Raw genomic sequence first — 22094 nt, 5'->3', positions numbered from 1 at the left:
GGCTTGCCCCGCGATTCCGCGGTGCGCTACAGCCCCGTTAACGATGACAGTAGAACCAAACCCTCCCGGCGGCGTCTTCGATGGCCCACTTCATCTCTATGCAGTGCGGGTCTATTACGAGGATACTGACCTGTCAGGCATCGTCTATCACGCCAATTATCTGCGCTGGTTTGAACGCGCCCGGTCTGATGTGCTGCGGATGCTGGAAATTGACCAGCGTGCCGCCATCGAGGCTGGCGAAGGAGCCTATGCAGTCGCCGATCTCCAGCTCAAATATGTCCGCCCAGCCAAGCTGGATGATGATGTCGTGATCCATACCCGCTGTCCCCAGCTCAAAGCCGCAAGCGTTAATATGCATCAAAAGGCCATGCGGGGTTCAGAATTGCTGTGCGAAGCAACCTTCCGGGTCGGCTTTGTTGCCCCCGATGGCCGTCCGCGCCGCCAACCAGAAGCATGGCGCGCAGCCTTTGCGCCGATCATTTCCCAAGAAAGCTCTTCATGAACGCTCTTTCAATCCTGACTGTCGCTGCTGAGGCACCGACACGGCTCAATCCGCTCGACCTGTTCATGGATGCCGATATCGTTGTGCAGGCGGTGATGGCAGGTCTGATCCTCGCCTCGATTTGGGTGTGGATGATCATTATCAGCTTCAGCCTGCGCCTGGCCGGGGTGAAGAAGCGCTGCGCCGACTTTGAAAACGAGTTCTGGAAAGCGGATGATTTCGACGCGCTCGTGAAAGAACGCTCCAAGAAGAATATTCCCTCGGCGCGTGTTGCGGCGGCGGGCATGTCCGAATGGCGCCGCTCGATGAAGGTCAATGGCGGCAAATCAGACCGTGACGGGATGCGTCAACGACTGGCAGGTGCGATGGAAAGTCAGGTTGCGCAAGAGGCGGATACGCTGGCAGACCGGCTCAACTTCCTCGCAACAACCGGCTCGGTAGCCCCTTTCGTGGGGCTATTCGGCACTGTGTGGGGCATCATGAACAGCTTTTTCCAGATCGGCGTGCAGGAGAACAGCTCGCTCGCGGTGGTTGCGCCGGGTATTTCCGAAGCCTTGTTTGCAACCGCTATCGGCCTGTTTGCAGCTATTCCTGCTGTCATTGCTTACAACCGCTTCAGCCATGGCGTGAATTCGCTGGAGGCGAAGATGCAGCGCTTTGCCGACCGCTTCCATGCCAGCCTTAGCCGCGAGCTGGAGCGCCAATAATGGCCATGGGTTTAGCCTCTTCCGGCAGAAGCGGAGGGCGCCGCCGGGGCCGCCGTGCGCCGATGGCGGAAATCAATGTCACGCCCTTTGTCGATGTGATGCTGGTGCTGCTGATTATCTTCATGGTCACAGCGCCGCTGCTTACATCGGGTGTACCTGTGGAGCTGCCCGATAGCCGCGCGAACGCTCTTCCGACCGAGCAGGATCCGATTACACTGTCCATCGGCGCTACGGGTCTAATCTATCTCGATAATGATCCGCTTGAACCGGGCGAACTTCCCGGGCGTCTCTCCAACATCAGACCAAATCCGGATGGTTCGCTGCCGCAAATCACTCTGCGCGGTGACAGGGCGATTGATTATGGCCGTGTGATGGCGGTGATGGGCGAACTGAACCGCGCAGGCTTCAATTCCATCGCACTGGTCACCAATGGCAGCGCCGCTGCGCCTGCAGCGATTGATGCGCCAGATAGCAGCGGTTCGGACATCATCGGTTCAGATGGGGAGCAATAGCTCTAGGCACCTATGGCAACCATACGGTTCAGAGATGAAGAGATAATCGGCCTTGGCGTCGCGGCATTTCTGCATGTCGCACTGTTGGGTGTTCTGTTGCTGCAGCCGGACAAAGGGGGAGCAGAATTTGCGGGCGAGCGTGTAACCGTAAGTCTGGCAGAAGATGTGTCACTCGAATCGGCCGCTCCGGAAATCAATGAGGAGAGCCGAGAGGCGGTTGCGCCGGAACTATCCGAGATGGTCGTTCCGCCTGAGGCCACCGATCCTGAGAAGTCGCCTGTTCCTGTGGATCGGCCCGTAGCGAAGCCAACATCCAAGCCGCCTGCGAAACCCAATTCGAATACCTCTTCTACGCCCAAAGCCAAGCCAACTCCGTCGCAAGGCGGCGCGAGCAAATTTGGCAAGGCGTTTGAAAACGGGGCGGGTAGCGCTGCGAACTCACAAGAAACCGATGCAACGGCTGCAACTTTTGGCCCGCGCGAGCAAGCTTCGTTGGTTCAAGCGATCAATCGGAAGATTAAACCGAAATGGAACGCTCCTCAGGGGCTTGATGCGGAACGGTTAGTCACTGTTGTATCGTTTCGGCTGAACCGGGATGGTAGTTTGAACGGTAGGCCGCGTGTTGTTCGCCAATCGGGTGAGACTGCTTCCAATCGCGCTCAAAAATCAATCCATGCGGAGCGTGCCGTACGCGCGGTCCTAAATGCCGCACCATTCGACAATTTGCCCCCTGAATTTTACGACAAGTGGAAGTACATCAGCGGTGTGCGCTTCGATAGGAACACGTCTCGATGAAAAAACTCGCCTTCCTCGCATTCTTTTTGTTGGCCGCGCCTGTGGCTGCGCAGGATTTGGGAGAAGCACCTCCCCCGGTAACGGAGGTGGAAACGGTCGAAGAAGAAGGGCTGACGCTCACGGTAACCGACGATAGCGCGTGGGAAGATCTGGGCATTGCGATTGCTGGCTTCGCGACGGACCGTGATGTTGACACGCCTGCAAATAGCGGCGGAACGGCATCGCTCGGTAAGGAGCTTGCCCGCGTCGTATTCAACGACTTGCGGAATAACGGGTTGTTCAAGCCAACGGGCCCGGATTCGTTGCCGCAACCAAGCTACGGTCAAATCACTTCTCCGAATTGGCCAAGCTGGAGCAACCGCAGCACCGAAATGCTTGTTCACGGTTATGTGCGTGGGCGGCCAGACGGTCGCTTGACCGTGGGGTGCTATCTCTACGACGTCGTGCTGCAGGACGAGTTGGCGCGTGCTGGCTGGGTCGTCCCGCCGCGTGACTGGCGCCGGGCAGCACATAAATGTGCCGACCTGGTCTATTCGCGGCTTAGCGGCGAAAGCCCGTTCCTTGATAGCCGGATCGCCTATATTGCCGAGACTGGGCCGAAGGATAACCGTACGAAGCGCCTGGCTATTATGGATAGTGATGGTGCGAACCACCGCTTTATCACCACGGGACGCTCGACTGCGCTGACACCGCGTTATTCACCTGATTACCGCAAGCTGCTTTACCTTAGTTATGTCGACGGCAATCCGCGGATTTACATCTACGATATTGGGACAGGCCGCCAGACACTGGTGACGCAGAGCACCAATCCAACCTTTGCCCCGCGCTGGTCGCCTGATGGCAAGTGGATACTCTATTCGATGGCAGTATCGGGCAATACCGATATCTACCGCGTATCCGCCGATGGCGGACCAAGCATTCGCCTGACTAATACGCCGGGTATCGATATTGGCGGGTCGTACTCTCCCGATGGCAGTAAGATCGTGTTCGAAAGTGATCGTTCGGGCAGCCAACAGATCTATGTGATGGACGCAAATGGGCAGAGCCAAAAACGCCTCAGCTTCTTCGGCGGGCGCGCGGCGACACCCGAATGGAGCCCGCGTGGTGACCAGATTGCGTTTACGCATATCGCCGGCAATTTCCGTATTGCGGTCATGAGCCCGGCTGGCGGCAAGCTCACCCATTTGACCAATAGCTGGCAGGATGAGGCACCCACTTGGGCGCCGAATGGCCGGATCATCCAGTTTTTCCGCACAGCGCGCAATTCTGGGACAACCGCTTTGTGGCAGGTTGATTTAACCGGCCGAAATGAAAGGAAGTTGCCAACTCCGGTGGATGCATCGGACCCGGCATGGGGACCTATTCTCCCCTAAACGCATTCTAATTGGGTAAGCTGGGCCAGAAGCCAGCGTAAGGAGACGCATGATGAATACACGTTTCGCAACAATCGTTCTGCTCACCAGCGCTGTAGCCATTGCCGGGTGTAAGCCAAAAGCACCGGAAATTCTGCCGCCCGATCCGGGCGCGACAACCACGCAGACGGATAATACGGGCACGGCAACCCGTCCGGTTGGTCCGCAAGTAGGCTCGCAAGAGCACTTCGTGAATGCTGTGAACGGTCAGAACATCATTTTCTTCGATACCGACCGGTACAACATCGACAGCGCCGATATTCCCGCACTGCAATCGCAGGCGCAATATCTGATGCAGAACCCCGGCGTGAATGTGACCGTCGAAGGCCACTGCGATGAGCGCGGTACGCGTGACTACAACCTTGCACTGGGTGAGCGCCGCGCCAATGCGGCAAAGAACTATCTCGTCAGTCTAGGCGTTCCATCGAACCGTATCCGCACCGTCAGCTATGGCAAAGAACGCCCGACAGCGACTGGCTCTAACGAGCGCGCATGGTCGCAAAACCGCCGCGCTGTGACGGTTGTTATCAGCTGATCGGTTACCAATTGAGTTTCTGAATTGTTGAGACGCGGTGCTGCTTGGCAGGCCGCCTCTCAATGTTTGGAACTAGTTGATTACAGTAGCGACAGAAAAGGGCGTAAGCTCAGCGCCGCTAGCCATCGGCGTGTCGTGCAGATCACTCGCCGCACCAACCAAGGCAAGCAGAACCAGCGCCAGCGCCGATGCATGTGCAGAAATGGAAAGTTGCTTGCTCATAGTCTCTTTGTGCTCTGTCAGTCCGAGGCGCTTTAACCGTCAGGTATGAACGCTTTGTTGCTCTATATGCTGCAATACAACATTTTCAATCGCAACTTAGTTCCCGCTCTTCCAAAAATTAGCAATCATCGCTAGATAGACAGCTATGCCAGCAGGACAAATGACTTCACACCCAGCAAATGGGACGCACCGCTATGGCGGGTAAGCGCCGTAAAGACAGTTGGGGTTTCCCCAATTGGGGTGGCTATGAAAAGTCGCAGGATGCGGTGACGCAGAAAGAATGCGACCGGCATGGTTGCGAGGAGGCCGGGCTATGCCCCGCACCCAAAACACCCAACAGCCCGGAGCGCTGGTATTTCTGCCAGAAACATGCCGCCGAGTATAATCGCGGCTGGGACTATTTCGAAGGCCTGGACAAAGAAGAGGCTGCGGAACGCCAACGCACCGAACAGCGCGACGCCAATGCCTATACTGAAGCATCGCACTACGGTTGGGCCGGATCAGGCGATGGCACGCGCTCTGGCGATGAGTTGCTGGCACTGGAAATTCTGGAACTCGAGACCGATGCCGATTTCGCGGCGATCAAAAAGAGTTTCCGGATTAAGGCCAAGTCAGTCCATCCTGATGTGAAGCCGGGCGATGAAGAGGCCGCTAAGGAATTCCAGAAGATTCAAGTGGCATACGAAGTGCTGAAACAGGCCGAAGAGCGGCGGCAATGGATGGGTGCAAACTCCTAGGTATTGAGGGAAATTGCTGATGGCGAAGACAATTCTGGCATTTGCGGCGAGCAATTCGTCGGTTTCTATCAATCGCCAATTGGTGAATTACGCTGCGTCTTTGATTGACGGCGCGGATATCGAAACGCTCGACATTCACGATTATGAAATGCCGATCTACCGCCACGACCGCGAAGAAGCAGATGGCATCCCGCAGCTCGCGCATGATTTCCTCGCGCGGATAGCGGTAGTCGATGCGTTGGTTGTTTCCGTAGCAGAGCATAACGGTTCTTATGCTGCTGCGTTCAAGAACATCTTCGACTGGTGCTCACGCGTTGGTCGTGAGGTCTGGCAGAACAAACCGATGGTACTGTTATCGACGTCACCGGGGCCAGGTGCCGCCGGCCGCGTACTCGCGATGGCGGAAACCGCTGCGCCGCATTTTGGTGGTAATGTGCTCGGGACACTCGCTGTGCCGAAATTCGACGAGAATTTTGATAGTGAAGAGGGCGTTCTCACCAATGCTAGTCTGGACGCCGACCTGCGGGCCTTGCTGGCGAAGCTGTAAGCCTATCTATCAATCGCGGTGATTGGATTGTCGTTCCACCACGGAACGTCGGTCCATGGCCGAATATCAATTTCATGCGTCCAGCAATTCCTGGATTGTTGCGCGATGTGCCAATATGTCTCCGCAATGGCGGTGGGTTCGATTACTCCATCGTCACCTTTGCTGGCTTTGTAGGCATCAAACTTGTCGCCCAGTAATTTGCCCAGCGTATCAGGCGCGTTGACCGACCCATCGACGACAATATGTGCGATATGGATACCTTGCGAGGCGAATTCGGCGTTGAGCGTTTGGCACAGCATCCGCCGCCCGCCCATCGCTGCGGCATGGCTGTGTTGGCCGGTATTGCCGCGAACGGCGGCTGTCGCTGATGTTACAAGGATTGTGCCCGAGCCCCGCTGAACCATATGTGGTGTAAGTGCCGAAGCTAGGCGGAATAGTCCGAAGGTGCCGAGTCTCCAGCCCAGTTCGAATGTCTTATGCGGCGTATTTGCCAGCGTGCGGTTCCCGATCTGCGCGCCGAGATTATACAGGGCGCATTCGATTGGCCCGATATCGCGTTCAACCTGTTCGACCAGATCTTCGATTGAACCATCTTCCGCCGCATCCAGCAAGCGTCCGCTTGCTTCGCCGCCTGTATCGCCGATTTGATCGACCAGTCTCTGCAATCCCGCTTCGTCCGATCGGCGCGCGAGCACCACGTGATAGCCACCTTCGGCAAAACGCTTTGCGACATGGCCGCCAATACCTGCCCCTGCACCGATCACGAGAAACACGGGCTTGCGGTCGGTCATCATCTATTCCTTTGTTCGCTTACAATCGTGCGATGATAGCATCGGCCATGCGTTTGCCCAATTCAGGGCCTTGGACCGGGTAGAGGAACGGCTCAATCGCTTCAGCTTCCATGACCACCAACGCGCCATCGCTGTCTTCGGTATCGGCGCGCAACATATCAATCCGCGCATAAAGCGGCGTGTCGCCGGGCAAAGCCTGAAGCACTGAAAGTGCCGCCGCGATGTCGTCGTCAGAGGGTGTGATCGCCGTTTCCTGCCCGCCATAGAGCGATTGGATGCGGTACTCGTCCTTCGCGGTCGTTTTCTGGATCGCATGGGAAAATGCGCCATCAATGAACACGAAAGACAGTTCGCCCTCGTCTTGGATTGCAGCAAGGAACGGCTGGATCATAGCTTTGTGGCCCATCTGCCAATCTTCATCGGGCAGCGATTCTTTATCGAAGATATGCTGCCCTAGTGCGCCTGCACCAGTCTGGCGTTTCACTACGACTTTATCACTTTTGAAGTGGGCCAGCGCTCTGGTCACATCGCCATAATCAGGATCGTCAGACCAAAGGGTGGGAATGGTTCGCGTACCACGTCGCTCCAGTTCCTTCAGATAGGATTTGTCGATGTTCCAACGGATCAGCTCGGGCGAATTGCAAACAATCACACCCACCGATTGTAGCGCCTCAAGCTTGATTAGAAATTCGTCTGGATAGTCCTGATAATCCCATGATGTGCCGATCAACACCAATCGGATGTCTGCGAACTGATCGAGCGGCGCACGCCACTCAATTTCGATCAGTTCTAACCCTGCTGCTGCGAAAGCCGGACGTAGAGCATCGACTTGCAGGTCGTGCTCAAAAGCATCACCGCGGCGCTCGACGCCTGATGATGTCCCAGCTGCCGGCATGGTTTCAGGGCAAGCGAGAAATCCGATTTTCATAGTTGCCTGCCCCAAAACATTCACGACGTACTAGACTTGAGCCAATGCCTGATCGAAGTCTGCGATCAGGTCATCCGGATCTTCGATCCCGATGGAGATGCGAACCAGATTGTCAGTGATGCCGAGCTGCGCTTTGCGCTCGTCGGGCACCGACAAGTGAGTCATCGCAGCGGGCAGGCTGGCTAGCGTTTCGGTGCCGCCAAGGCTGACCGCGAGTTTGGCGATCTTCATGCTGTCAAGGAAGCGGAAGGCCTCAGCCTCGCCGCCTTTGACGAACAAAGAGAACGTGCTGCCAGCGCCACTATAGTGCCGGTTGAAGATATCCAGTTGACGCTCGTCCTCGATGAAGCCGAGATAGCCAACGCCTTCGACTTTCGGGTGATCCTTCAGGAAAGCGCAAACCTTCTCAGCGTTTTCGCCCGCGCGCTGCATCCGCAACTCCACGGTTTCGAGCGAGCGCAACAGCATCCAAGCGGTGTTGGGATCGGCGATACCGCCCATAGTGTTGCGCAGCGCGCGGACGGGGTCCATCCACTTTTTCGCGCCGGCAATGCTCCCAGCCACCAGATCCGAATGGCCCCCGACATACTTTGTCAGCGAGTAGATCACCACATCTGCGCCATGCTCTAGCGGGCGCGACCACAGCGGGCCGAGGAATGTGTTGTCGATAGTGATCGGTGTTTCGTCAGCTTTGAGGATTGCGTCGCGGGAGTCGCGCACGGCCTCTACATCCACCAACGCATTGGTTGGGTTGGCCGGGCTTTCTAGATAGACCATTGCAACCTTGCCACCCTGTTCGGCAGCTTGCGCTTTGGCTTTGGTCAGCACGGCGTCGATCTCTTCGCGGGTCGCACCGGCTGGGAAATCGACATAGGTCACGCCGTATTTGCTCATGACTTTGGCAACGAAGCCTTCGGTAGCAGCATAAAGCGGGCCGGAGTGAACGATGACATCGCCTGCATTGCAATAGGCCAGCATCATCACAGTAATGGCGGTCATGCCGCTTGAGAATGACAGGGCGTCTTCCGCACCGTCCCAGATGCTCAGACGGTCCTCAAGGATTTCCTGATTGGGTCCATTGAAGCGCGAATAGACGAGACCTTCAGCGCCGCCCGGACGCTTGCCGGTAATACCTTCAAAGTGGCGCTTGCCCGCTGCCGAATTTTCGAACGCGAAGGTCGATGTCAGAAAGATCGGAGCCTTCAACGAGCCTTCGGAGAGAGCCGGATCATAGCCGTGTCCCATCATTAGCGTGCTGGGCTTCATCTCGCGCCCACCAATGGTCTTGGCCTCTGGCTTGGGATTGCGGCGCGGGGTTGGGGTATCGACGGCGTCGGTTGCATCACTCATGCGATGTTCTTCCTAATCAAACGCTCCCAGGAAGGCAGGAGCCAGACGGGCAATCCGGTTTGGCCCTATTTGGGCCGTGTCCCTAACCTCCGCAGGAACGCATTGCCGGACTCACCTCAATGACGAATCCGGTATCATTTGTAACTAAGCTGTTCAAGCGAAGAGCGCGGCAACTGTCCACACGAGCCCGACAATCAGGAATATCCCGACGATATCGAGGATGATTCCTGCGCCCACCATGCGCGGCAGTTTGATCCGTCCGGTTGACCACGCAATCGCATTTGGCCCGGTTCCGGCAGGCAGCATAAAGCCCCAGCTGGCGGCAAGCGCGGCAGGCATTGCAAGAAGGATGGGATCGACGCCCATTGCCACGGTCAGGCTAGCGACCACGGGAATGATAGCGCTGGCGGTCGCGACATTACTAGCGAATTCCGTGATCAGCACGACCATCGCGACCAGCGCGAGTGCGACTAGGATTAACGGAACTGTGGTGAGCGGCAGCAACGCATTGCCGAGCCATTCGGCAAGTCCCGATGCGCCCATGCCCGCAGCAAGCGCCAAGCCTCCACCGAACATCATAATGACACCCCATGGCGCGCGGTCGGCCTCTTGCCATGTCAGTAGAGGGCGACCTGTGCCATCGGGTAGGATAAACAGCGCGATGCCTGCTGCGATAGCGATAGTGCCGTCGGTTAGTGCGCCGGCTGGCAGCATCGGTTTCAGCCACGGCCCTGACATCCAAAGCAGGAATGTAATGGCGATGATCGGCAGCAGGCGGCGTTCGGGCGCGCTCCATTTCACATTGGTGGCAATGGCCTCGCGGGCTGCGTCGACGTCGAAGTGATATGCCGACACCTTCTGGACCCGCGCAATTATCATGGCTGCAATCGGCACGCCGACAATAACGATAGGTATCCCGAAGGCAGCCCATTCCGCGAAGCCGATTTGCACACCGATCATGCTGTCGAGGAGCGCTACTGCAATACCGTTGGTGGGTGATCCTACGATCGTGCCCAGTCCGCCGATCGATGCTGCAAAGGCGATTCCCATCGGCAATGCGCCTGCCAAACCACTACGATCCTCGTCAGCCAATCCGCCCCCTGCAAGCACCGCAAGCGCCATCGGCATCATAATCAGCGTGGTGGAGGTGTTGGAAATCAACATCGAGAGAACCGCCGCGCTGACCATAAAGGCGAGCAGCAGTTTCTCTGCATTGGCCAACATCAATCCGGCAATGATCGCTATCGCGAGTACCATGACCAGCAAGCTGATCGGTGCATTGAAGATCAGCATAGAGAGCAGTGACGTGCTGATTATAATCGCCAGCAACCATCGTGACGTTCTGGCAGGTAGTGCTTGCCCTCCGCCAACGGTGCTCAAGATTGCTAGGGACAAGCGCCGGTGCAGTCCGGTCCGCTCGATAGCCAGCGCGATAAACGCACCGCCCAGAATTAGAAACAGGATCGGAGCGTAATATGCGCTCGCGGTTTCCTTGGCCGTGAGAACGCCAGAAAAAGGTAGGACTATAAAGGGAAGCAGCGCAGTGGCGGTCAGCGGAATTACTTCAGTCATCCACCATGCGGCCATCCACACAACGAGACCGGCAACTAGCCATGCCTCTCGCGGCATTCCAGCAGGAGCAGGGACAATCAGGGTAAGCGCGAAGGCGGCTAAGCCGAGAACAAACCCAATGCGGCGCGCTGTCACAAACCTCTCCCTTTCCGGTCGTGACTAGAACCACAGACCGGCGGAGAGGGAAAGCCTATTCTATAATCTCGCTATCTTTCTGGAGCTCTTCGAGCTGCTCTTCATCGAGCATGAAGACCTCACCGCTGCGATCAGCGCGGCGGTTGATTTTCTGGAACTTCTCGTACTGTTCCTTGATCAGACGGCCAATGGCGCGTGGTACACCGCGCGGCGGGGTGATCGCCTGATGCGCCGTTCTCGCGCCGGTGCCGTACAGGGATAGATCGTTGGTAGATTCAAGATGGCCATATTCCGGATCAACTTCGCCCTTGGCCAAGTCCGATAAATCAGGTTCGTAAATCGTCGCGCTCACGGTCTGTGTACGGTCAACCAGCTCGCGCACATCATTGGTGCTGTATTTGCGCAGATGCTGTTGGATAGAGGTCGGCCACGTGTTGAAATAGAACGGCCGCCCTTCTTCGTAGATTTTCGAAACGTGGAGCGTCTTCCCGCGCTTTTCAGTCCCGCGCAGCGAGTTTACGAAATCCAGCGCCGATTTGTTCAAGAGCTGGCTCAAGTTCTGACTGTTGAACGCATCAGGCTGGATCGAAGGTCCACCGATTTCTCCGCGGAAGAAGCCATACATCACGCGCGGATCCCGCCAATTGGGGTAGACGATCTTGGTCCGAATGTCGCTTGGGCTCATTGCAACGCCATCAATTGTGATGATCTTGGCTTCATCCAATGGCGCACCCTTAGTACCAAGCTTGAGCTTCGAAGGTTGGCTGAGCGGATAGTTGATAGCGATCTGTTCGATCACTGCGACATTATGCAGGTTCATCCAGAAGGCGAGTTGCTCGTTGCGTGAAAGCGCTGCAATATCGACTTGCTCTGCGGTACGCTCCAGATCTTCACGATAGGCTGTGAGCGAACTGACAATGTCATCATTCAAATAAGAGAAGATGACCCGATTGCCTTCCAGTCGGTAGCGCGAGTCGTGGCCATAAACCATACGAGTCCCGGTGCTGGCATCGACGCGCGGTGCGCCTTCTCTAATCGATCGGCCCATGCGGAACACGAAATACTCAAGCGCTTCATCCCAGAATGCGTAATCGATCCGGGTCGAGTCGGTGGCTTCACGAGGCGCAAATTTTGCAAATTGCGGTTCCGTCTGTTGGGACATTGCCACCGCTGCAGTTGCGGGTGTGTTTTGCGCCGTAGCGCTGCCAGAACTCAGAAGAGCAATGACCGCCGATGAGAGTATCAATTTGTTTTTCATAGGATATAACATGCCATGAAATGCCGATTTGCGCAAATCAGTGAAAAATATCCGCCTCTATTTGCAAAAAAGGGCGCAGTTTTCACCGCGCCCTTTCTGATTGTTCGATCTGAACTGAGCCTATTTAGGCGAGAGCACCATCAGCATTTGGCGGCCTTCGAGGCGCGGGAATGCTTCGATCTTGGCGACTTCAGCCGTATCGTCTTGAACGCGCTTGAGCAGATCCATGCCCAAGTTTTGGTGTGCCATTTCACGTCCACGGAAGCGCAGGGTAACTTTCACCTTGTCGCCATTGTCGATGAATTTGAAGACATTGCGCATCTTCACGTCATAATCATGCGTGTCGATATTGGGGCGCATTTTGACTTCTTTGATGTCCTGCGTTTTCTGGCTTTTGCGCGCGAGATTCGCTTTCTTCTGCGCTTCAAAGCGGTACTTGCCGACATCGAGGAACTTACACACTGGCGGGTCCGCGTTGGGGCTGACCTCAACGAGATTCAGGCCGACTTCTGCCGCCTGCTCGATCGCTTCTCTGGTGTACATAACGCCAAGGTTCTCGCCTTGGTCGTCAATTACGCGAACTTTTTCGCTTTGGATGAAATTATCGTAGCGCGGGCCGCTCTTGGTGGGCGGGGTGTTCATGCGCCGAGGTGGACGGGCTATGGGGTGTTCTCCTTGGTCAGTCTTTGTTGCGAGGGTTACCTAGGGAGGAATCGCCGCGAGCGCTAGGGGGAGGAAGAGTCTTTTGTTCGGCTTCAAGCGCCAGCGTGTCCATCCGGACACTTGGCTTTCGCGCTGACCGCGCGTCGCGCGGTCGCCCTCTGGCAGCCGCGACCAAGTTTCAGCACAAAAAATGATGGCTTAGAATGGTCCGGTCAGCGTCTAGCTGACCGCAAGGCCGATCGGGCGTATGCGAGGTAGCCAAGACGACGGATGTCGGCACCCGGCGATTGAGGTTAAACAAAAAACTACGCCGCCTTCCGCCACAAAGGAAACTGCGCGAGCTTTCCAGCGGCAGGCAGCACAGCGTCGATCCGGTCAGCGGGCTGCATCGCGTCTAGGATCACCGGATCTTTCGCATCCATTCCACCGGTGAGCGCACCGAACGCTGGCAGAATCATTCTTCCGCCGCCTCCGCCTTGGCTAACCACAGCGCAGGGGCGACGGATGAAGCGTTTACGAACATGAAGTTGCAGGCGTGGATGATAGTGGCCGGAAAATTCGGGCCGAGTTTCTCCCGCCTTGGCTTGGTGGCGAAGGATCATGCCTGCCACTTCAAGCTCCTCAGCGATCGCGCCGCCAGACGTCGCTGATCCTTTGGGCGTATCCATATGTGGATCGTGATTGCCGGTGATCCACACCCAGTCGACAGCGCGAGTCAGCGCCGACAGCATCCCGGCTGCGTGCGGCTCCAAACGCGTTGATCCTTCGCTATCGTGGAAATTGTCACCCAAAGTGAAGACCCGCCGCGCACCGGTCTCGCGAATAGCTTCGGCCACCCGCTCCAGCGTCTCGCGGCTATCATAGGGCGGTAACATCTGGCCGTGCTTCGCGTAGAAGCTGGCTTTCTCCAGATGCAAATCAGCCACCAGCAATGCCGATTCCGCACGCCAAAACAGCGCGCCACTGGTTGTCAGTGCAAATTCTTGATTGGCGAACGAAAGGGGAACCATGCGATGCGTGTGCAGCAGCGACGCACGCTTTGCAAGGCCATTTGAAACAGTTGATTTGCATCAAACTATGCGGCACTCAGTCATGGTAAGCGCAGGACATCCTGTCGCGAGAGCGGCGCTTCTTTTCGCTCCACAATAGATTGAGAAATATGACCGATCACACCGACCACACAGCCCGCGCCAAAGAATGGTTCGAAACTCTGCGCACCGATATTTGCAACGAGTTTGAGGCGGTTGAACGCGAGGCAGGCAGCGATGCCTCATTCGAGTTCACGCCATGGGACCGGGAAGAAGAGGGCAATGATGATCCTGGCGGCGGTGTCCAAGGCCTGATGAAAGGCAAAGTGTTCGAGAAAGTCGGCGTCAATGTCTCGACCGTAAGCGGCAGTTTCTCGCCCGAGTTTGCGGCAAGCGTGAACGGAGCGAGTGCGGAGAACCCGGGCTTCACGGCAACGGGTATCAGTCTGGTCGCACATATGGCCAACCCGCATGTGCCCGCCGTTCACATGAACACGCGTTTCCTGACGACCGAGAAAGCATGGTTCGGTGGAGGCGCTGACCTCAATCCGCCACTTCCATATGATGAGGACACGGACGATTTTCACGCTGCCTTCCGCGCAGCCTGCGCCGGGCATAACCCGACCTATTACGACCGCTTCAAGAAATGGGCGGATGAGTATTTCTACATCCCGCACCGCCAATGCCATCGCGGTGTAGGTGGGATTTTCTACGACCATCTCGAGTGCGACGATGATGCAGCGTTTGAGCGTAATTTCGCCTTCACACAGGATGTCGGCAAGACCTTCCTCGACATCTACCCCAAACTTGTCCGCCGCCGGATGGAATCCGATTTCACCGATGCGGACAAGCTACAACAGTTGGAGTGGCGCGGTCGCTATGCCGAGTTCAACTTGGTGTATGATCGCGGGACGTTGTTCGGCCTGAAAACGGGCGGCAATATCGACGCAATTTTGATGAGCCTGCCGCCTGAAGCGGTTTGGACGTGATCAACGAGCCGACTGACCTCCATTTCCTCGGCAACTACACTCGCGACATTCCCGTTTCCCTCAACCGGATGATGGAGAACGCCTATGATTGGGAGCATCTTCCTTTCGTCCATCCGTCTTCCTTTGCATCGATTGAGCTGATCGACGAAGGCGGGTGGGGTTGGCGGTGCAAGACTACGCTGCCGCCCGCTGCTGGCGGCGGAGAGCAAGTTGTGGAACTGTTGGTCGACCGGCCCAATCATTATTGGGCGACGACTGTGCTGGAGGGCACCGGCGAGGGCGTGCAAATCCATACGCAAGCGACTCAGAAAGGCGCCGATGACTCTCGTGCCATCGAGGTCGATGTGCGGTTCTATTTGCCGCAAGCACCTGAAACGGATGAGCAATCAGCGATAATCCTCGGCTATCTACAGGCGCAGTATAAGACGTTGTATGATGAGGACGAAGCGCTGATGTCGGCGCGTCAAGATGCGCTGGACTTGCGCAAAGCTCCAAGTAAAGCCGCGCCGCAAACTGTCGATCTCGGACCCGAGGCAGAGTTGCATCGTGATAAATCCCAACCGGTCGAACTGTCCACGGGCCGTTTTGTCGTACGCCACCACAAAGGCGAATGGATCGCCCATGCGGCAGTGTGTCCGCATATGTTGGGGCCGCTGGGTGATGCCGATATCGATGAGTACGGAGTGATTGCCTGCCCATGGCATGCCTATCGTTTCGCCCTGTCTGATGGAGTCGAGCAAGAGGGCCGCTGCGGCAACTTACCTACACCTCCAGCCATTCGGTTGGTCGATGGGCACTTGTTCATTGGTGAATGATCGGCCATTCGAAGGCCAACATTCAAATACCGACCTCGGAGTTCTCCAATGCGTTTTCTCGCTGCTGCTAGCCTGCTATTTCTTTCCGCCTGCGGATTGTCCGAAAGCGGCGATACCAATGCTCCTAAAGTCGCGCCGATACTCGATAGCGCCGAAGCGTTCGACGATCAGACATTCGCCAAACCACTGGAAGCGCGAGTGAACCATTTTGATCTCGATCTGGACCTCGATTTCGAAACACAAACCGTCACTGGCACTGCTATGCTGGATATTATCGCCGAAAAGGGGGTCGACACTGTCATTCTCGACAATAACGGGTTGATGATCGATGCGATCACTGATGGCGAGGGCAAATCGCTTGAGTACGAGATCGGCGAAGTCGAGGACGGCAAGGGCGCACCGCTTTCCGTCGAGATGGGCGATGCGCGTGAAATCACCATTACCTACTCGGCCAAAGACGCCGAGGCGATGCAATGGCTGACACCCGAACAGACTTCAGGCGGCGAGTATCCCTTCCTGTTTAGTCAGGGACAGGCGATCAACAACCGCACGTGGATTCCTACGCAGGACAGCCCCGGTGTTCGCCAGACCTGGTCGGCGCGCATCACTGCGCCAGAAGCGCTGACAGTGGTTATGTCCGGACTGTCGCAAGGGGATCCGGAGGTCGTTGAAGAGGGCAAGCGTGCCTTTACCTTCGAGATGGACAAGCCGGTTGCTCCCTATCTGGTCGCCATCGCGGCGGGCGATATTGAATTCCGCGAACTCGGCCCGCGGTCCGGCGTATGGGCTGAACCCGAAGTGATCGACGCTGCCGCGCAGGAAGTGGGTGATACCGAAGAGATGATCGATGCAGGTATCGAGCTGTTCGGCGATTATCGCTGGGGCCGCTACGACATGATCGTACTGCCGCCAGCCTTCCCCTATGGCGGTATGGAAAACCCGGTGATGACTTTCCTCACTCCAACTTTCATCGCGGGAGACCGTTCGAATAACGGGCTCATCGCGCATGAGCTGGCGCATAGCTGGTCGGGCAATCTTACGACATATTCCAGCTGGCGCGATGGCTGGCTGAACGAGGGCGTGACATCCTATTTCGAAAATCGCATCGTCGAGGAAGTCTATGGCAAGGACCGGGCCGAGCAGGAATATGCGCTTAGCTATGCCTCACTGGTCAAGGGCATCGAGGAAGCCGGGGCTGACAGTCCCGCTACTGCCATGCGCTCGCCCGATGAAATCAACCCATTCGATACAAAGGGCGTCGCGATTTATGACAAGGGCACTGTATTCCTGCGCACGGTGGAGAACATCATTGGACGCGAGACCTTCGATACCTGGCTGACCCAGTGGTTCGACAATCATGCGTTCGAGGCGGTTACATCGGAAATGTTCCTCGCCGATCTGCGGGAAAAGCTGGTCGATGGTGACGAGAAGCTGGAACAGCGCTTGATGCTGGACGAATGGGTCTATGGCACTGGCCTGCCGGACAATGCCTCCAAGCCCGACGCCAAGGCATTTGCTGCGGTGGACAGTGCAGTGGCTGCATACGCACGCGATGCGACTTTGCCGGATACTGAAGCTTGGTCCGGCTGGACGGCGGCAGAGCAACGCCGTTTCCTCGAGGAGCTTCCGCAGGCCCTTACGGCAGAGCAGCTTACTGCGCTCGACAACACATTGGGCCTGTCCAAGACGGGCAACAACGAAGTGCTGTTCCTGTGGTTGGAAGCGGCGCTGCGCAATCAATACGCCTCGGCGGTCCCGCAGGCTGAGCAGTTTCTTGCGCGGGTCGGGCGTAACAAGTTCGTCAGCCCGCTATTCACCGCGCTCAATGAAACTGCATGGGGCAAGCCGATAGCACAGCGTATCTACGCCAAAACGCGCGGCGGATATCATGCCTATACGCGCGGCAATGTCGATGAAACGCTGGGATACAAGGATTCTGCCGGCGCGGACACGTAATCCGGTCGCGCGCGGGTTGACCGCCTGTTCATCATCGCGTGCGGTACGGTTCTAAGCATAATCGCATAGGTTAGGCGTGTAGAATGCTGAGGATGTCGCCTGACCAAGCATGGGAAATTCTTGGACTTACGCCATGCGATGATGTGGCTGCCATCAAGCGCGCGTACGCAATCCAGCTTAAAGCCATTGTTCCTGATGAAGACATTGAAAGTTTCCAGCAACTGCGATTGGCTCTGAACGTCGCGCAATCTGATGTCCGAGATCAGCAGGCAACTCTCGATCAGGACGATGTGAAAGCGGGTCAGAGCGGCATATTGCACGCTGACTTTGCCGCCAGCGCGCTGCAATCCTCTGGTCATGTGGATCTCCCCGAATTTGATCGGGCTGAGGTTTCGCCGCGAGCCATTGCTTTGCATAAATTGCTTTTCGGGAATGAATACGGTGAAACAGAAGAGAACGGCGCGAACGCGATTGTGCGTGATATTCTCGATGACGAAAAGATGCACGAGCTCAGTCATGCCGCAGCAGCAGAGGAATTCTTGGCTGGCATTTTGAGCGCTGCAATTCCGCGATCAGATAGCGTCATAAAACTGGCGGATGATGAATTTGCATGGCGAGACGAATTGGAGAAGGCAAACCCCAAATGGTTCGCACTGGGCGCTGCGCAACGTTTGAGTGATGTCGAATGTTTGGCGCGATTATCGAAACCCAGTCATCAGTGGCACGAGGCATTTCAGACACTGAAGGCGGGCCCTGCGGATGATCTGCCCTATCATGAGCGCGTAAAAAAAGGCGGACCTGTTGGAGTTTTGGTCAGGAGCCTCAGGCGCTTCAATCCCGGAGTTGAAGATGAATTCGATCCGCGGGTTGTGGCAAGTTGGCTTCCCTATGCGCCCATTGAACCGGCATCTGATATTCAAGAAGCAGATGGAATAAGCTGGTTGGGTTGGCTGTTCATCGGCTACATCGTTCTTCAGTCGTTTTGGATCGTTTCGAGATTGTGAGCAAAATGAGCGGACAGCGTAGGTATATCGTCTATTTTTCTTGCGGTTGGTCGAACTAACACGCACACTCGCGACTGATGCTGCGCCAGTATGAACTTGTAGAGCGGGTCCTTGATTACGACCCTGACGCTGATGAGGCGCTGCTCAACCGAGCCTATGTCTATACGGTGCAGAAGCACGGCAGCCAGAAGCGCGCCAGCGGTGATCCGTATTTCAGCCATCCGGTAGAAGTCGCCGGGCTGATGACCGATTTGCAGCTTGATCAGGAAACGATCATCACTGCGCTGCTTCACGATACGGTCGAAGACACCCTCGCCACCATTGAGGATATCGAAGCCAATTTCGGCGGAGACGTGGCGCGGCTGGTCGATGGTGTGACCAAGCTCAGCAAGATCGAAGCGATGCCGGAGGATGAGCGCGCGGCGGAGAATTTGCGCAAATTCCTGCTGGCCATGTCCGAAGATATCCGCGTGTTGTTGGTCAAGCTTGCTGACCGCCTGCACAATATGCGCACGTTGCATTTCATCAAGAATCCGGAGAAACGCCGGCGGATCGCGCGCGAAACGATGGATATTTACGCCCCGCTGGCAGAGCGCGTGGGCATGTATGAATATATGCGTGAGATGCAGTTTCTGGCGTTTGAGCAGTTAGAGCCGGAAGCGTTTAAGACCATTACTGGGCGGCTGGAGCAAATCCGCAAACAGGATGGTGGCCAAGTCGATGCTATTGCGCTTGCGATCAAGCAATCGCTGGCCGAGGCAGGGCTGCAAGTCGAGGTGTCCGGGCGGGAGAAACACCCGTTCTCCATCTGGAAGAAGATGGCCGAAAGGCATGTATCGTTCGAGCAGGTGACCGACATCATGGCCTTTCGCGTGATCACCGAGAGTGAGGCAGATTGCTATGCCGCACTCGGTAATTTACATACGACGTGGCAGTTCATTCCCGGCAAATTCAAAGACTACCTCTCGACGCCGAAGAACAATGGATACCGTTCGCTTCACACTTCGCTGATTTATGAGAATTCGATGCGGGTCGAGGTGCAGATCCGTACGCGCAATATGCACCAGACCAACGAGTTCGGGCTGGCGGCGCATTGGGCCTATAAGCAAGGCGACCGACCGGACGGTGCAGTTGGATGGCTGCGCGATTTGATCGAGATTGTCGATGCCAGCCACGATGCGGAGGAGTTGCTCGAACATACGCGCATGGCGATCTATCAGGATCGGATATTTGCTTTCAGCCCCAAGGGCGCGTTGCACCAACTGCCAAAGGGATCGACGCCGGTCGATTTTGCCTTTGCAGTGCATACCGATTTGGGCGCGCAGACCGTTGGCGCAAAGATCAATGGGCGTCACATGCCGCTGCGTACGCCGCTGAATAATGGTGATGTGGTGGAGATCATCAAAGGTAAGAAAGCCGTGCCGCAACTGAGCTGGCTCGGTTTTGTGGTGACGGGGAAAGCGCGTGCGGCGATCCGCCGTTCGGTGCGATTGAAAGAGCGGGCCGAAGTCGCCGAGATTGGCAGCAAGCTGTTCGAAGAGATATCGGGGCGCGTTCCGGCGAAGATCGGCAAGAAAGCCATAAAAGCAGCGGTGAAGCGGCTTGAACTCGAGGATGAGGAAGCGCTGATGTACGCGATCGGCGCAGCGAAGATCGAAGATCGCGATGTCATGGAGGCGTTGGTGCCCGGTTGCACTTCCGATATGGAAGAGCCGGAGAAATGGTCCCGCCAAGAGCGGGCGATTTCGATCAAAGGTCTGACACCGGGCGTGGGCTTCCAGCTTGCCGAATGCTGTCACCCTGTGCCTGGCGACCGGATCGTGGGGCTACGCAAGCAAGGTCCGGGCGTGTTGGTTCATGCAATCGATTGCTTCGAACTCGCGAGCGGGGTCGATGCTGATTGGCTCGACCTGTCATGGGGCCAGAAATCCAAAGGTGCGGTTGGGCGGATCAGGGCGACGCTATATGATCGGCCAGGGGCACTCGCCGAAATGGCCGGTATTTTTGCGCAAAACGTAGCGAATATCCGCATGCTCACATTGTCACAGAATGAACATCCCTTCGGTATCTATGAAGTCGATCTGGACGTGCAGGATATTGCGCATCTAACCCGCATTCTCAGCGCATTGAGAGCGAGCGATGCGGTGGCGCATGCGGAGCGGATTTAGAGAAGTTCTAGCTCTAGGTTCACATCGTCGCCTTTGACGATATTTTCAGCCTTCATCACTTTCTTGCTGACGAGCAAGATCCACTCGCTGGATTTGTTCTGCGGGAAGACAGAGCTTTTCCATATCGTATCGCCAATACGCGCCATCACTTTGACCGATCCGAAGCCGCGCCGCGATCCCATTTCCAGCTTCTCAATGCGCGCGTGCATGGCGATTGTTTCGGCATCGTCGCCTTTGATTGACACGAGATGATACGTGCCGCGATCACCTTCCCAACGGGTGAGCGGCAGTGTGCAGTTCAGTGTTTCAGCCATTCGGTGTGTGCCGTACTGGTACTGGAATGTTGCAGATATCCGCCCCGCCAGCAGGCACGAGAAAGAACGGATCGCGGCGGTTGGCGCGTGCCTCAGCATATTTGGCGAAAGTTTCGCCCTCGGTGGAGAGATATTCAAATAGCGGCTGTTCGTCCTCGGGCAAATCGCTCGCTACGCGAACCGACAGGATCGGTGTGCGCTTGCCCTCTTCTTCCTTGGTGTAGAAGCCGAGAGCGCCTGAACCGCGCGGTAGGCTGGAAAGATGCTCCATGCCTTCGATAATACGTCCGACAAGCGCAATATTGCGATCCAGGTGGCGGGGGGCGTGGCCGATCACGGTGTAGAGTTCTGCGCCTGAGCCGGTATCAGGTGAGTAATTCCGACCTACGCCAACCATGCCGTAGCAGTGGACGGGCCAAAACTCAGCCTTTGTTTCCCCGCCCTCATTGCCAGCGATCGGCCATCCCAAAACAAGGGAAGTCAAACCTGAGTATCGGTCACTAAAATCAGGTTCTGGCAAGTCTGGCGGTGGTGCTTCTGGATTCTCTAGCGCCTCCTCCATTGCAGTGATAAAGGCAGGCGACGGATCAGTCGTACCCGACTTCGAGATCATTGCATTGCGGATCATAATAGCGCCCAGCGTATAGTTGATACGTGGGCGTCCGCGAGGATCGGGGATAGAGAGGAGTTTGCTTGTCACGTACTCACTTTCATCCATAACCTTCAGCCCCTCGGGCAACGGTTTCGCCTCACCCTCAGCCTCGGGATTGTCGTAATTCGGATCGCCCCATTGGACGACGTAATTGTCTTGAACGCGGTTGACGGTGATGCCGTCGTACCATTTGGCGCGGGCGAAGGTCCGAATGTTCTCTACCCAGCCTTGGCTGAACGGCGCTGGCATCAGTTGGATGGTGACGTAGCGAGGCTCGTCATTCGCATCGGGCGAGAGCTCCATGATGAGCAGGTCTTCAGCGGGTATACTCACCCACTCTTCTTCCGGTGCGGCATCAACGATCTGGCTGGGTGATGGTGCGCCTGCTGGCTCGGTTTCTTGGGCAGTTACGGGGAGGGTAAGGGCGAACGTTGTTGCGGCCAGCAGGAGTTGTTTCTTCATGTCCGTACTCTGCCACCCGAAACCGTCTTGCGAAAGCCCC

The 22094-nt window shown here is 56.5% G+C and carries 23 protein-coding genes; 13 read left to right on the top strand and 10 right to left on the bottom strand.

Annotated features, from left to right (window positions below):
- The first annotated feature begins 43 nt into the window (after positions 1-43).
- Genes J9777_RS09085 through pal form a run of 6 tightly spaced genes read left to right on the top strand, consistent with a single transcriptional unit; the run spans position 44 to position 4463 of the window.
- On the top strand, positions 44-502 hold the full coding sequence (locus J9777_RS09085) for a YbgC/FadM family acyl-CoA thioesterase (RefSeq protein ID WP_209348385.1): 459 nt from the start codon (positions 44-46) through the stop codon (positions 500-502).
- Positions 499-1209 (top strand): protein TolQ, encoded by a 711-nt coding sequence (tolQ, locus tag J9777_RS09080; RefSeq protein ID WP_209348384.1) that lies wholly within the window; start codon positions 499-501, stop codon positions 1207-1209. The genes J9777_RS09085 and tolQ overlap by 4 nt, the downstream gene beginning before the upstream one ends.
- Positions 1209-1721, top strand: a complete 513-nt coding sequence (locus J9777_RS09075) for an ExbD/TolR family protein (RefSeq protein WP_209348383.1) — start codon at positions 1209-1211, stop codon at positions 1719-1721. The genes tolQ and J9777_RS09075 overlap by 1 nt, the downstream gene beginning before the upstream one ends.
- 12 nt (positions 1722-1733) lie before the next feature.
- A complete protein-coding gene (locus J9777_RS09070) occupies positions 1734-2516 on the top strand; it encodes a TonB C-terminal domain-containing protein (protein ID WP_209348382.1) in 783 nt (260 codons plus the stop codon).
- On the top strand, positions 2513-3889 hold the full coding sequence (gene tolB / locus J9777_RS09065; RefSeq protein WP_209348381.1) for a Tol-Pal system beta propeller repeat protein TolB: 1377 nt from the start codon (positions 2513-2515) through the stop codon (positions 3887-3889). Before J9777_RS09070 ends, tolB begins: the two co-directional genes overlap by 4 nt.
- Positions 3890-3941: 52 nt before the next feature.
- Positions 3942-4463: a peptidoglycan-associated lipoprotein Pal gene (pal, locus tag J9777_RS09060; protein ID WP_209348670.1), complete on the top strand. Its 522-nt coding sequence runs from the start codon at positions 3942-3944 to the stop codon at positions 4461-4463.
- 72 nt (positions 4464-4535) lie between these two features.
- Here pal and J9777_RS09055 read toward each other — a convergent pair whose 3' ends face one another.
- Positions 4536-4685 (bottom strand): hypothetical protein, encoded by a 150-nt coding sequence (locus J9777_RS09055; protein WP_209348380.1) that lies wholly within the window; start codon positions 4683-4685, stop codon positions 4536-4538.
- A gap of 194 nt (positions 4686-4879) precedes the next feature.
- Here J9777_RS09055 and J9777_RS09050 point away from each other — a divergent pair, with 194 nt between their 5' ends.
- On the top strand, positions 4880-5422 hold the full coding sequence (locus J9777_RS09050; RefSeq protein ID WP_209348379.1) for a J domain-containing protein: 543 nt from the start codon (positions 4880-4882) through the stop codon (positions 5420-5422).
- A gap of 19 nt (positions 5423-5441) precedes the next feature.
- Complete coding sequence (locus J9777_RS09045) at positions 5442-5969, top strand: NAD(P)H-dependent oxidoreductase (protein ID WP_209348378.1); 528 nt, start codon at positions 5442-5444, stop codon at positions 5967-5969.
- Between the two features lie 2 nt (positions 5970-5971).
- On the opposite strand, the gene J9777_RS09040 is transcribed toward J9777_RS09045, so the two are convergent.
- The 7 genes from J9777_RS09040 to pdeM form a co-directional block, all read right to left on the bottom strand.
- On the bottom strand, positions 5972-6763 hold the full coding sequence (locus J9777_RS09040) for an SDR family NAD(P)-dependent oxidoreductase (RefSeq protein WP_245228555.1): 792 nt from the start codon (positions 6761-6763) through the stop codon (positions 5972-5974).
- Positions 6764-6779: 16 nt separating this feature from the next.
- A complete protein-coding gene (locus J9777_RS09035; RefSeq protein WP_209348377.1) occupies positions 6780-7688 on the bottom strand; it encodes a hypothetical protein in 909 nt (302 codons plus the stop codon).
- A gap of 30 nt (positions 7689-7718) precedes the next feature.
- Entirely contained in the window at positions 7719-9038 is a 1320-nt protein-coding gene (locus J9777_RS09030; RefSeq protein WP_209348376.1) for a cystathionine gamma-synthase family protein, read from the bottom strand.
- A gap of 153 nt (positions 9039-9191) precedes the next feature.
- Positions 9192-10745: an SLC13 family permease gene (locus tag J9777_RS09025; protein ID WP_209348375.1), complete on the bottom strand. Its 1554-nt coding sequence runs from the start codon at positions 10743-10745 to the stop codon at positions 9192-9194.
- A 55-nt stretch (positions 10746-10800) separates the two neighbouring features.
- Positions 10801-11907, bottom strand: coding sequence for a DUF547 domain-containing protein (locus J9777_RS09020; protein WP_245228554.1), 1107 nt, complete (start codon positions 11905-11907; stop codon positions 10801-10803).
- A gap of 216 nt (positions 11908-12123) precedes the next feature.
- Positions 12124-12645: a translation initiation factor IF-3 gene (infC, locus tag J9777_RS09015; RefSeq protein WP_209348373.1), complete on the bottom strand. Its 522-nt coding sequence runs from the start codon at positions 12643-12645 to the stop codon at positions 12124-12126.
- A gap of 326 nt (positions 12646-12971) precedes the next feature.
- A complete protein-coding gene (pdeM, locus tag J9777_RS09010) occupies positions 12972-13676 on the bottom strand; it encodes a ligase-associated DNA damage response endonuclease PdeM (protein ID WP_209348372.1) in 705 nt (234 codons plus the stop codon).
- A 149-nt stretch (positions 13677-13825) separates the two neighbouring features.
- Here pdeM and hemF point away from each other — a divergent pair, with 149 nt between their 5' ends.
- The 5 genes from hemF (at position 13826) to J9777_RS08985 (ending at position 20626) form a co-directional block, all read left to right on the top strand.
- Complete coding sequence (gene hemF, locus J9777_RS09005) at positions 13826-14683, top strand: oxygen-dependent coproporphyrinogen oxidase (protein ID WP_209348371.1); 858 nt, start codon at positions 13826-13828, stop codon at positions 14681-14683.
- Entirely contained in the window at positions 14680-15498 is an 819-nt protein-coding gene (locus tag J9777_RS14820) for a Rieske 2Fe-2S domain-containing protein (protein WP_209348370.1), read from the top strand. The genes hemF and J9777_RS14820 overlap by 4 nt, the downstream gene beginning before the upstream one ends.
- 48 nt (positions 15499-15546) lie before the next feature.
- The gene (locus J9777_RS08995; protein WP_209348369.1) at positions 15547-17454 is read left to right on the top strand and encodes a M1 family metallopeptidase; all 1908 of its coding nucleotides are present in this window, start codon (positions 15547-15549) and stop codon (positions 17452-17454) included.
- Between the two features lie 83 nt (positions 17455-17537).
- Positions 17538-18458 carry a hypothetical protein gene (locus J9777_RS08990; RefSeq protein WP_209348368.1) on the top strand — a complete coding sequence of 307 codons (921 nt, stop codon included), beginning with the start codon at positions 17538-17540 and terminating at the stop codon, positions 18456-18458.
- Between the two features lie 77 nt (positions 18459-18535).
- Complete coding sequence (locus J9777_RS08985) at positions 18536-20626, top strand: bifunctional (p)ppGpp synthetase/guanosine-3',5'-bis(diphosphate) 3'-pyrophosphohydrolase (protein WP_209348367.1); 2091 nt, start codon at positions 18536-18538, stop codon at positions 20624-20626.
- Here the strand turns inward: J9777_RS08985 and J9777_RS08980 are convergent.
- Positions 20623-20940, bottom strand: coding sequence for a DUF1905 domain-containing protein (locus J9777_RS08980; protein WP_209348366.1), 318 nt, complete (start codon positions 20938-20940; stop codon positions 20623-20625). The two genes, J9777_RS08985 and J9777_RS08980, sit on opposite strands and share 4 nt — an antisense overlap.
- The gene (locus tag J9777_RS08975; RefSeq protein ID WP_209348365.1) at positions 20933-22054 is read right to left on the bottom strand and encodes a peptidylprolyl isomerase; all 1122 of its coding nucleotides are present in this window, start codon (positions 22052-22054) and stop codon (positions 20933-20935) included. Before J9777_RS08975 ends, J9777_RS08980 begins: the two co-directional genes overlap by 8 nt.
- Positions 22055-22094: the final 40 nt, after the last annotated feature.

Source organism: Pontixanthobacter sp. CEM42, from assembly GCF_017812015.1.
Taxonomy (GTDB): domain Bacteria; phylum Pseudomonadota; class Alphaproteobacteria; order Sphingomonadales; family Sphingomonadaceae; genus Pontixanthobacter.
Note: the sequence above shows the minus strand (reverse complement) of the source record. Positions and strands in the feature narration are given on the sequence as shown.

What these genes read in the sequence shown, in the direction of transcription:
- J9777_RS08980 (WP_209348366.1), bottom strand. Translation starts at nt 20,940, where the DNA reads ATGGCTGAAACACTGAACTGCACACTGCCGCTCACCCGTTGGGAAGGT.
- J9777_RS09070 (WP_209348382.1), top strand. Translation starts at nt 1,734, where the DNA reads ATGGCAACCATACGGTTCAGAGATGAAGAGATAATCGGCCTTGGCGTC.
- J9777_RS08995 (WP_209348369.1), top strand. Translation starts at nt 15,547, where the DNA reads ATGCGTTTTCTCGCTGCTGCTAGCCTGCTATTTCTTTCCGCCTGCGGA.
- J9777_RS09055 (WP_209348380.1), bottom strand. Translation starts at nt 4,685, where the DNA reads ATGAGCAAGCAACTTTCCATTTCTGCACATGCATCGGCGCTGGCGCTG.
- J9777_RS09040 (WP_245228555.1), bottom strand. Translation starts at nt 6,763, where the DNA reads ATGATGACCGACCGCAAGCCCGTGTTTCTCGTGATCGGTGCAGGGGCA.
- J9777_RS09020 (WP_245228554.1), bottom strand. Translation starts at nt 11,907, where the DNA reads ATGTCCCAACAGACGGAACCGCAATTTGCAAAATTTGCGCCTCGTGAA.
- J9777_RS08975 (WP_209348365.1), bottom strand. Translation starts at nt 22,054, where the DNA reads ATGAAGAAACAACTCCTGCTGGCCGCAACAACGTTCGCCCTTACCCTC.
- pal (WP_209348670.1), top strand. Translation starts at nt 3,942, where the DNA reads ATGAATACACGTTTCGCAACAATCGTTCTGCTCACCAGCGCTGTAGCC.
- J9777_RS08985 (WP_209348367.1), top strand. Translation starts at nt 18,536, where the DNA reads ATGCTGCGCCAGTATGAACTTGTAGAGCGGGTCCTTGATTACGACCCT.
- J9777_RS09045 (WP_209348378.1), top strand. Translation starts at nt 5,442, where the DNA reads ATGGCGAAGACAATTCTGGCATTTGCGGCGAGCAATTCGTCGGTTTCT.
- J9777_RS09050 (WP_209348379.1), top strand. Translation starts at nt 4,880, where the DNA reads ATGGCGGGTAAGCGCCGTAAAGACAGTTGGGGTTTCCCCAATTGGGGT.
- tolQ (WP_209348384.1), top strand. Translation starts at nt 499, where the DNA reads ATGAACGCTCTTTCAATCCTGACTGTCGCTGCTGAGGCACCGACACGG.
- tolB (WP_209348381.1), top strand. Translation starts at nt 2,513, where the DNA reads ATGAAAAAACTCGCCTTCCTCGCATTCTTTTTGTTGGCCGCGCCTGTG.
- J9777_RS08990 (WP_209348368.1), top strand. Translation starts at nt 17,538, where the DNA reads ATGCTGAGGATGTCGCCTGACCAAGCATGGGAAATTCTTGGACTTACG.
- J9777_RS09035 (WP_209348377.1), bottom strand. Translation starts at nt 7,688, where the DNA reads ATGAAAATCGGATTTCTCGCTTGCCCTGAAACCATGCCGGCAGCTGGG.
- infC (WP_209348373.1), bottom strand. Translation starts at nt 12,645, where the DNA reads ATGAACACCCCGCCCACCAAGAGCGGCCCGCGCTACGATAATTTCATC.
- J9777_RS09030 (WP_209348376.1), bottom strand. Translation starts at nt 9,038, where the DNA reads ATGAGTGATGCAACCGACGCCGTCGATACCCCAACCCCGCGCCGCAAT.
- pdeM (WP_209348372.1), bottom strand. Translation starts at nt 13,676, where the DNA reads ATGGTTCCCCTTTCGTTCGCCAATCAAGAATTTGCACTGACAACCAGT.
- hemF (WP_209348371.1), top strand. Translation starts at nt 13,826, where the DNA reads ATGACCGATCACACCGACCACACAGCCCGCGCCAAAGAATGGTTCGAA.
- J9777_RS09085 (WP_209348385.1), top strand. Translation starts at nt 44, where the DNA reads ATGACAGTAGAACCAAACCCTCCCGGCGGCGTCTTCGATGGCCCACTT.
- J9777_RS09075 (WP_209348383.1), top strand. Translation starts at nt 1,209, where the DNA reads ATGGCCATGGGTTTAGCCTCTTCCGGCAGAAGCGGAGGGCGCCGCCGG.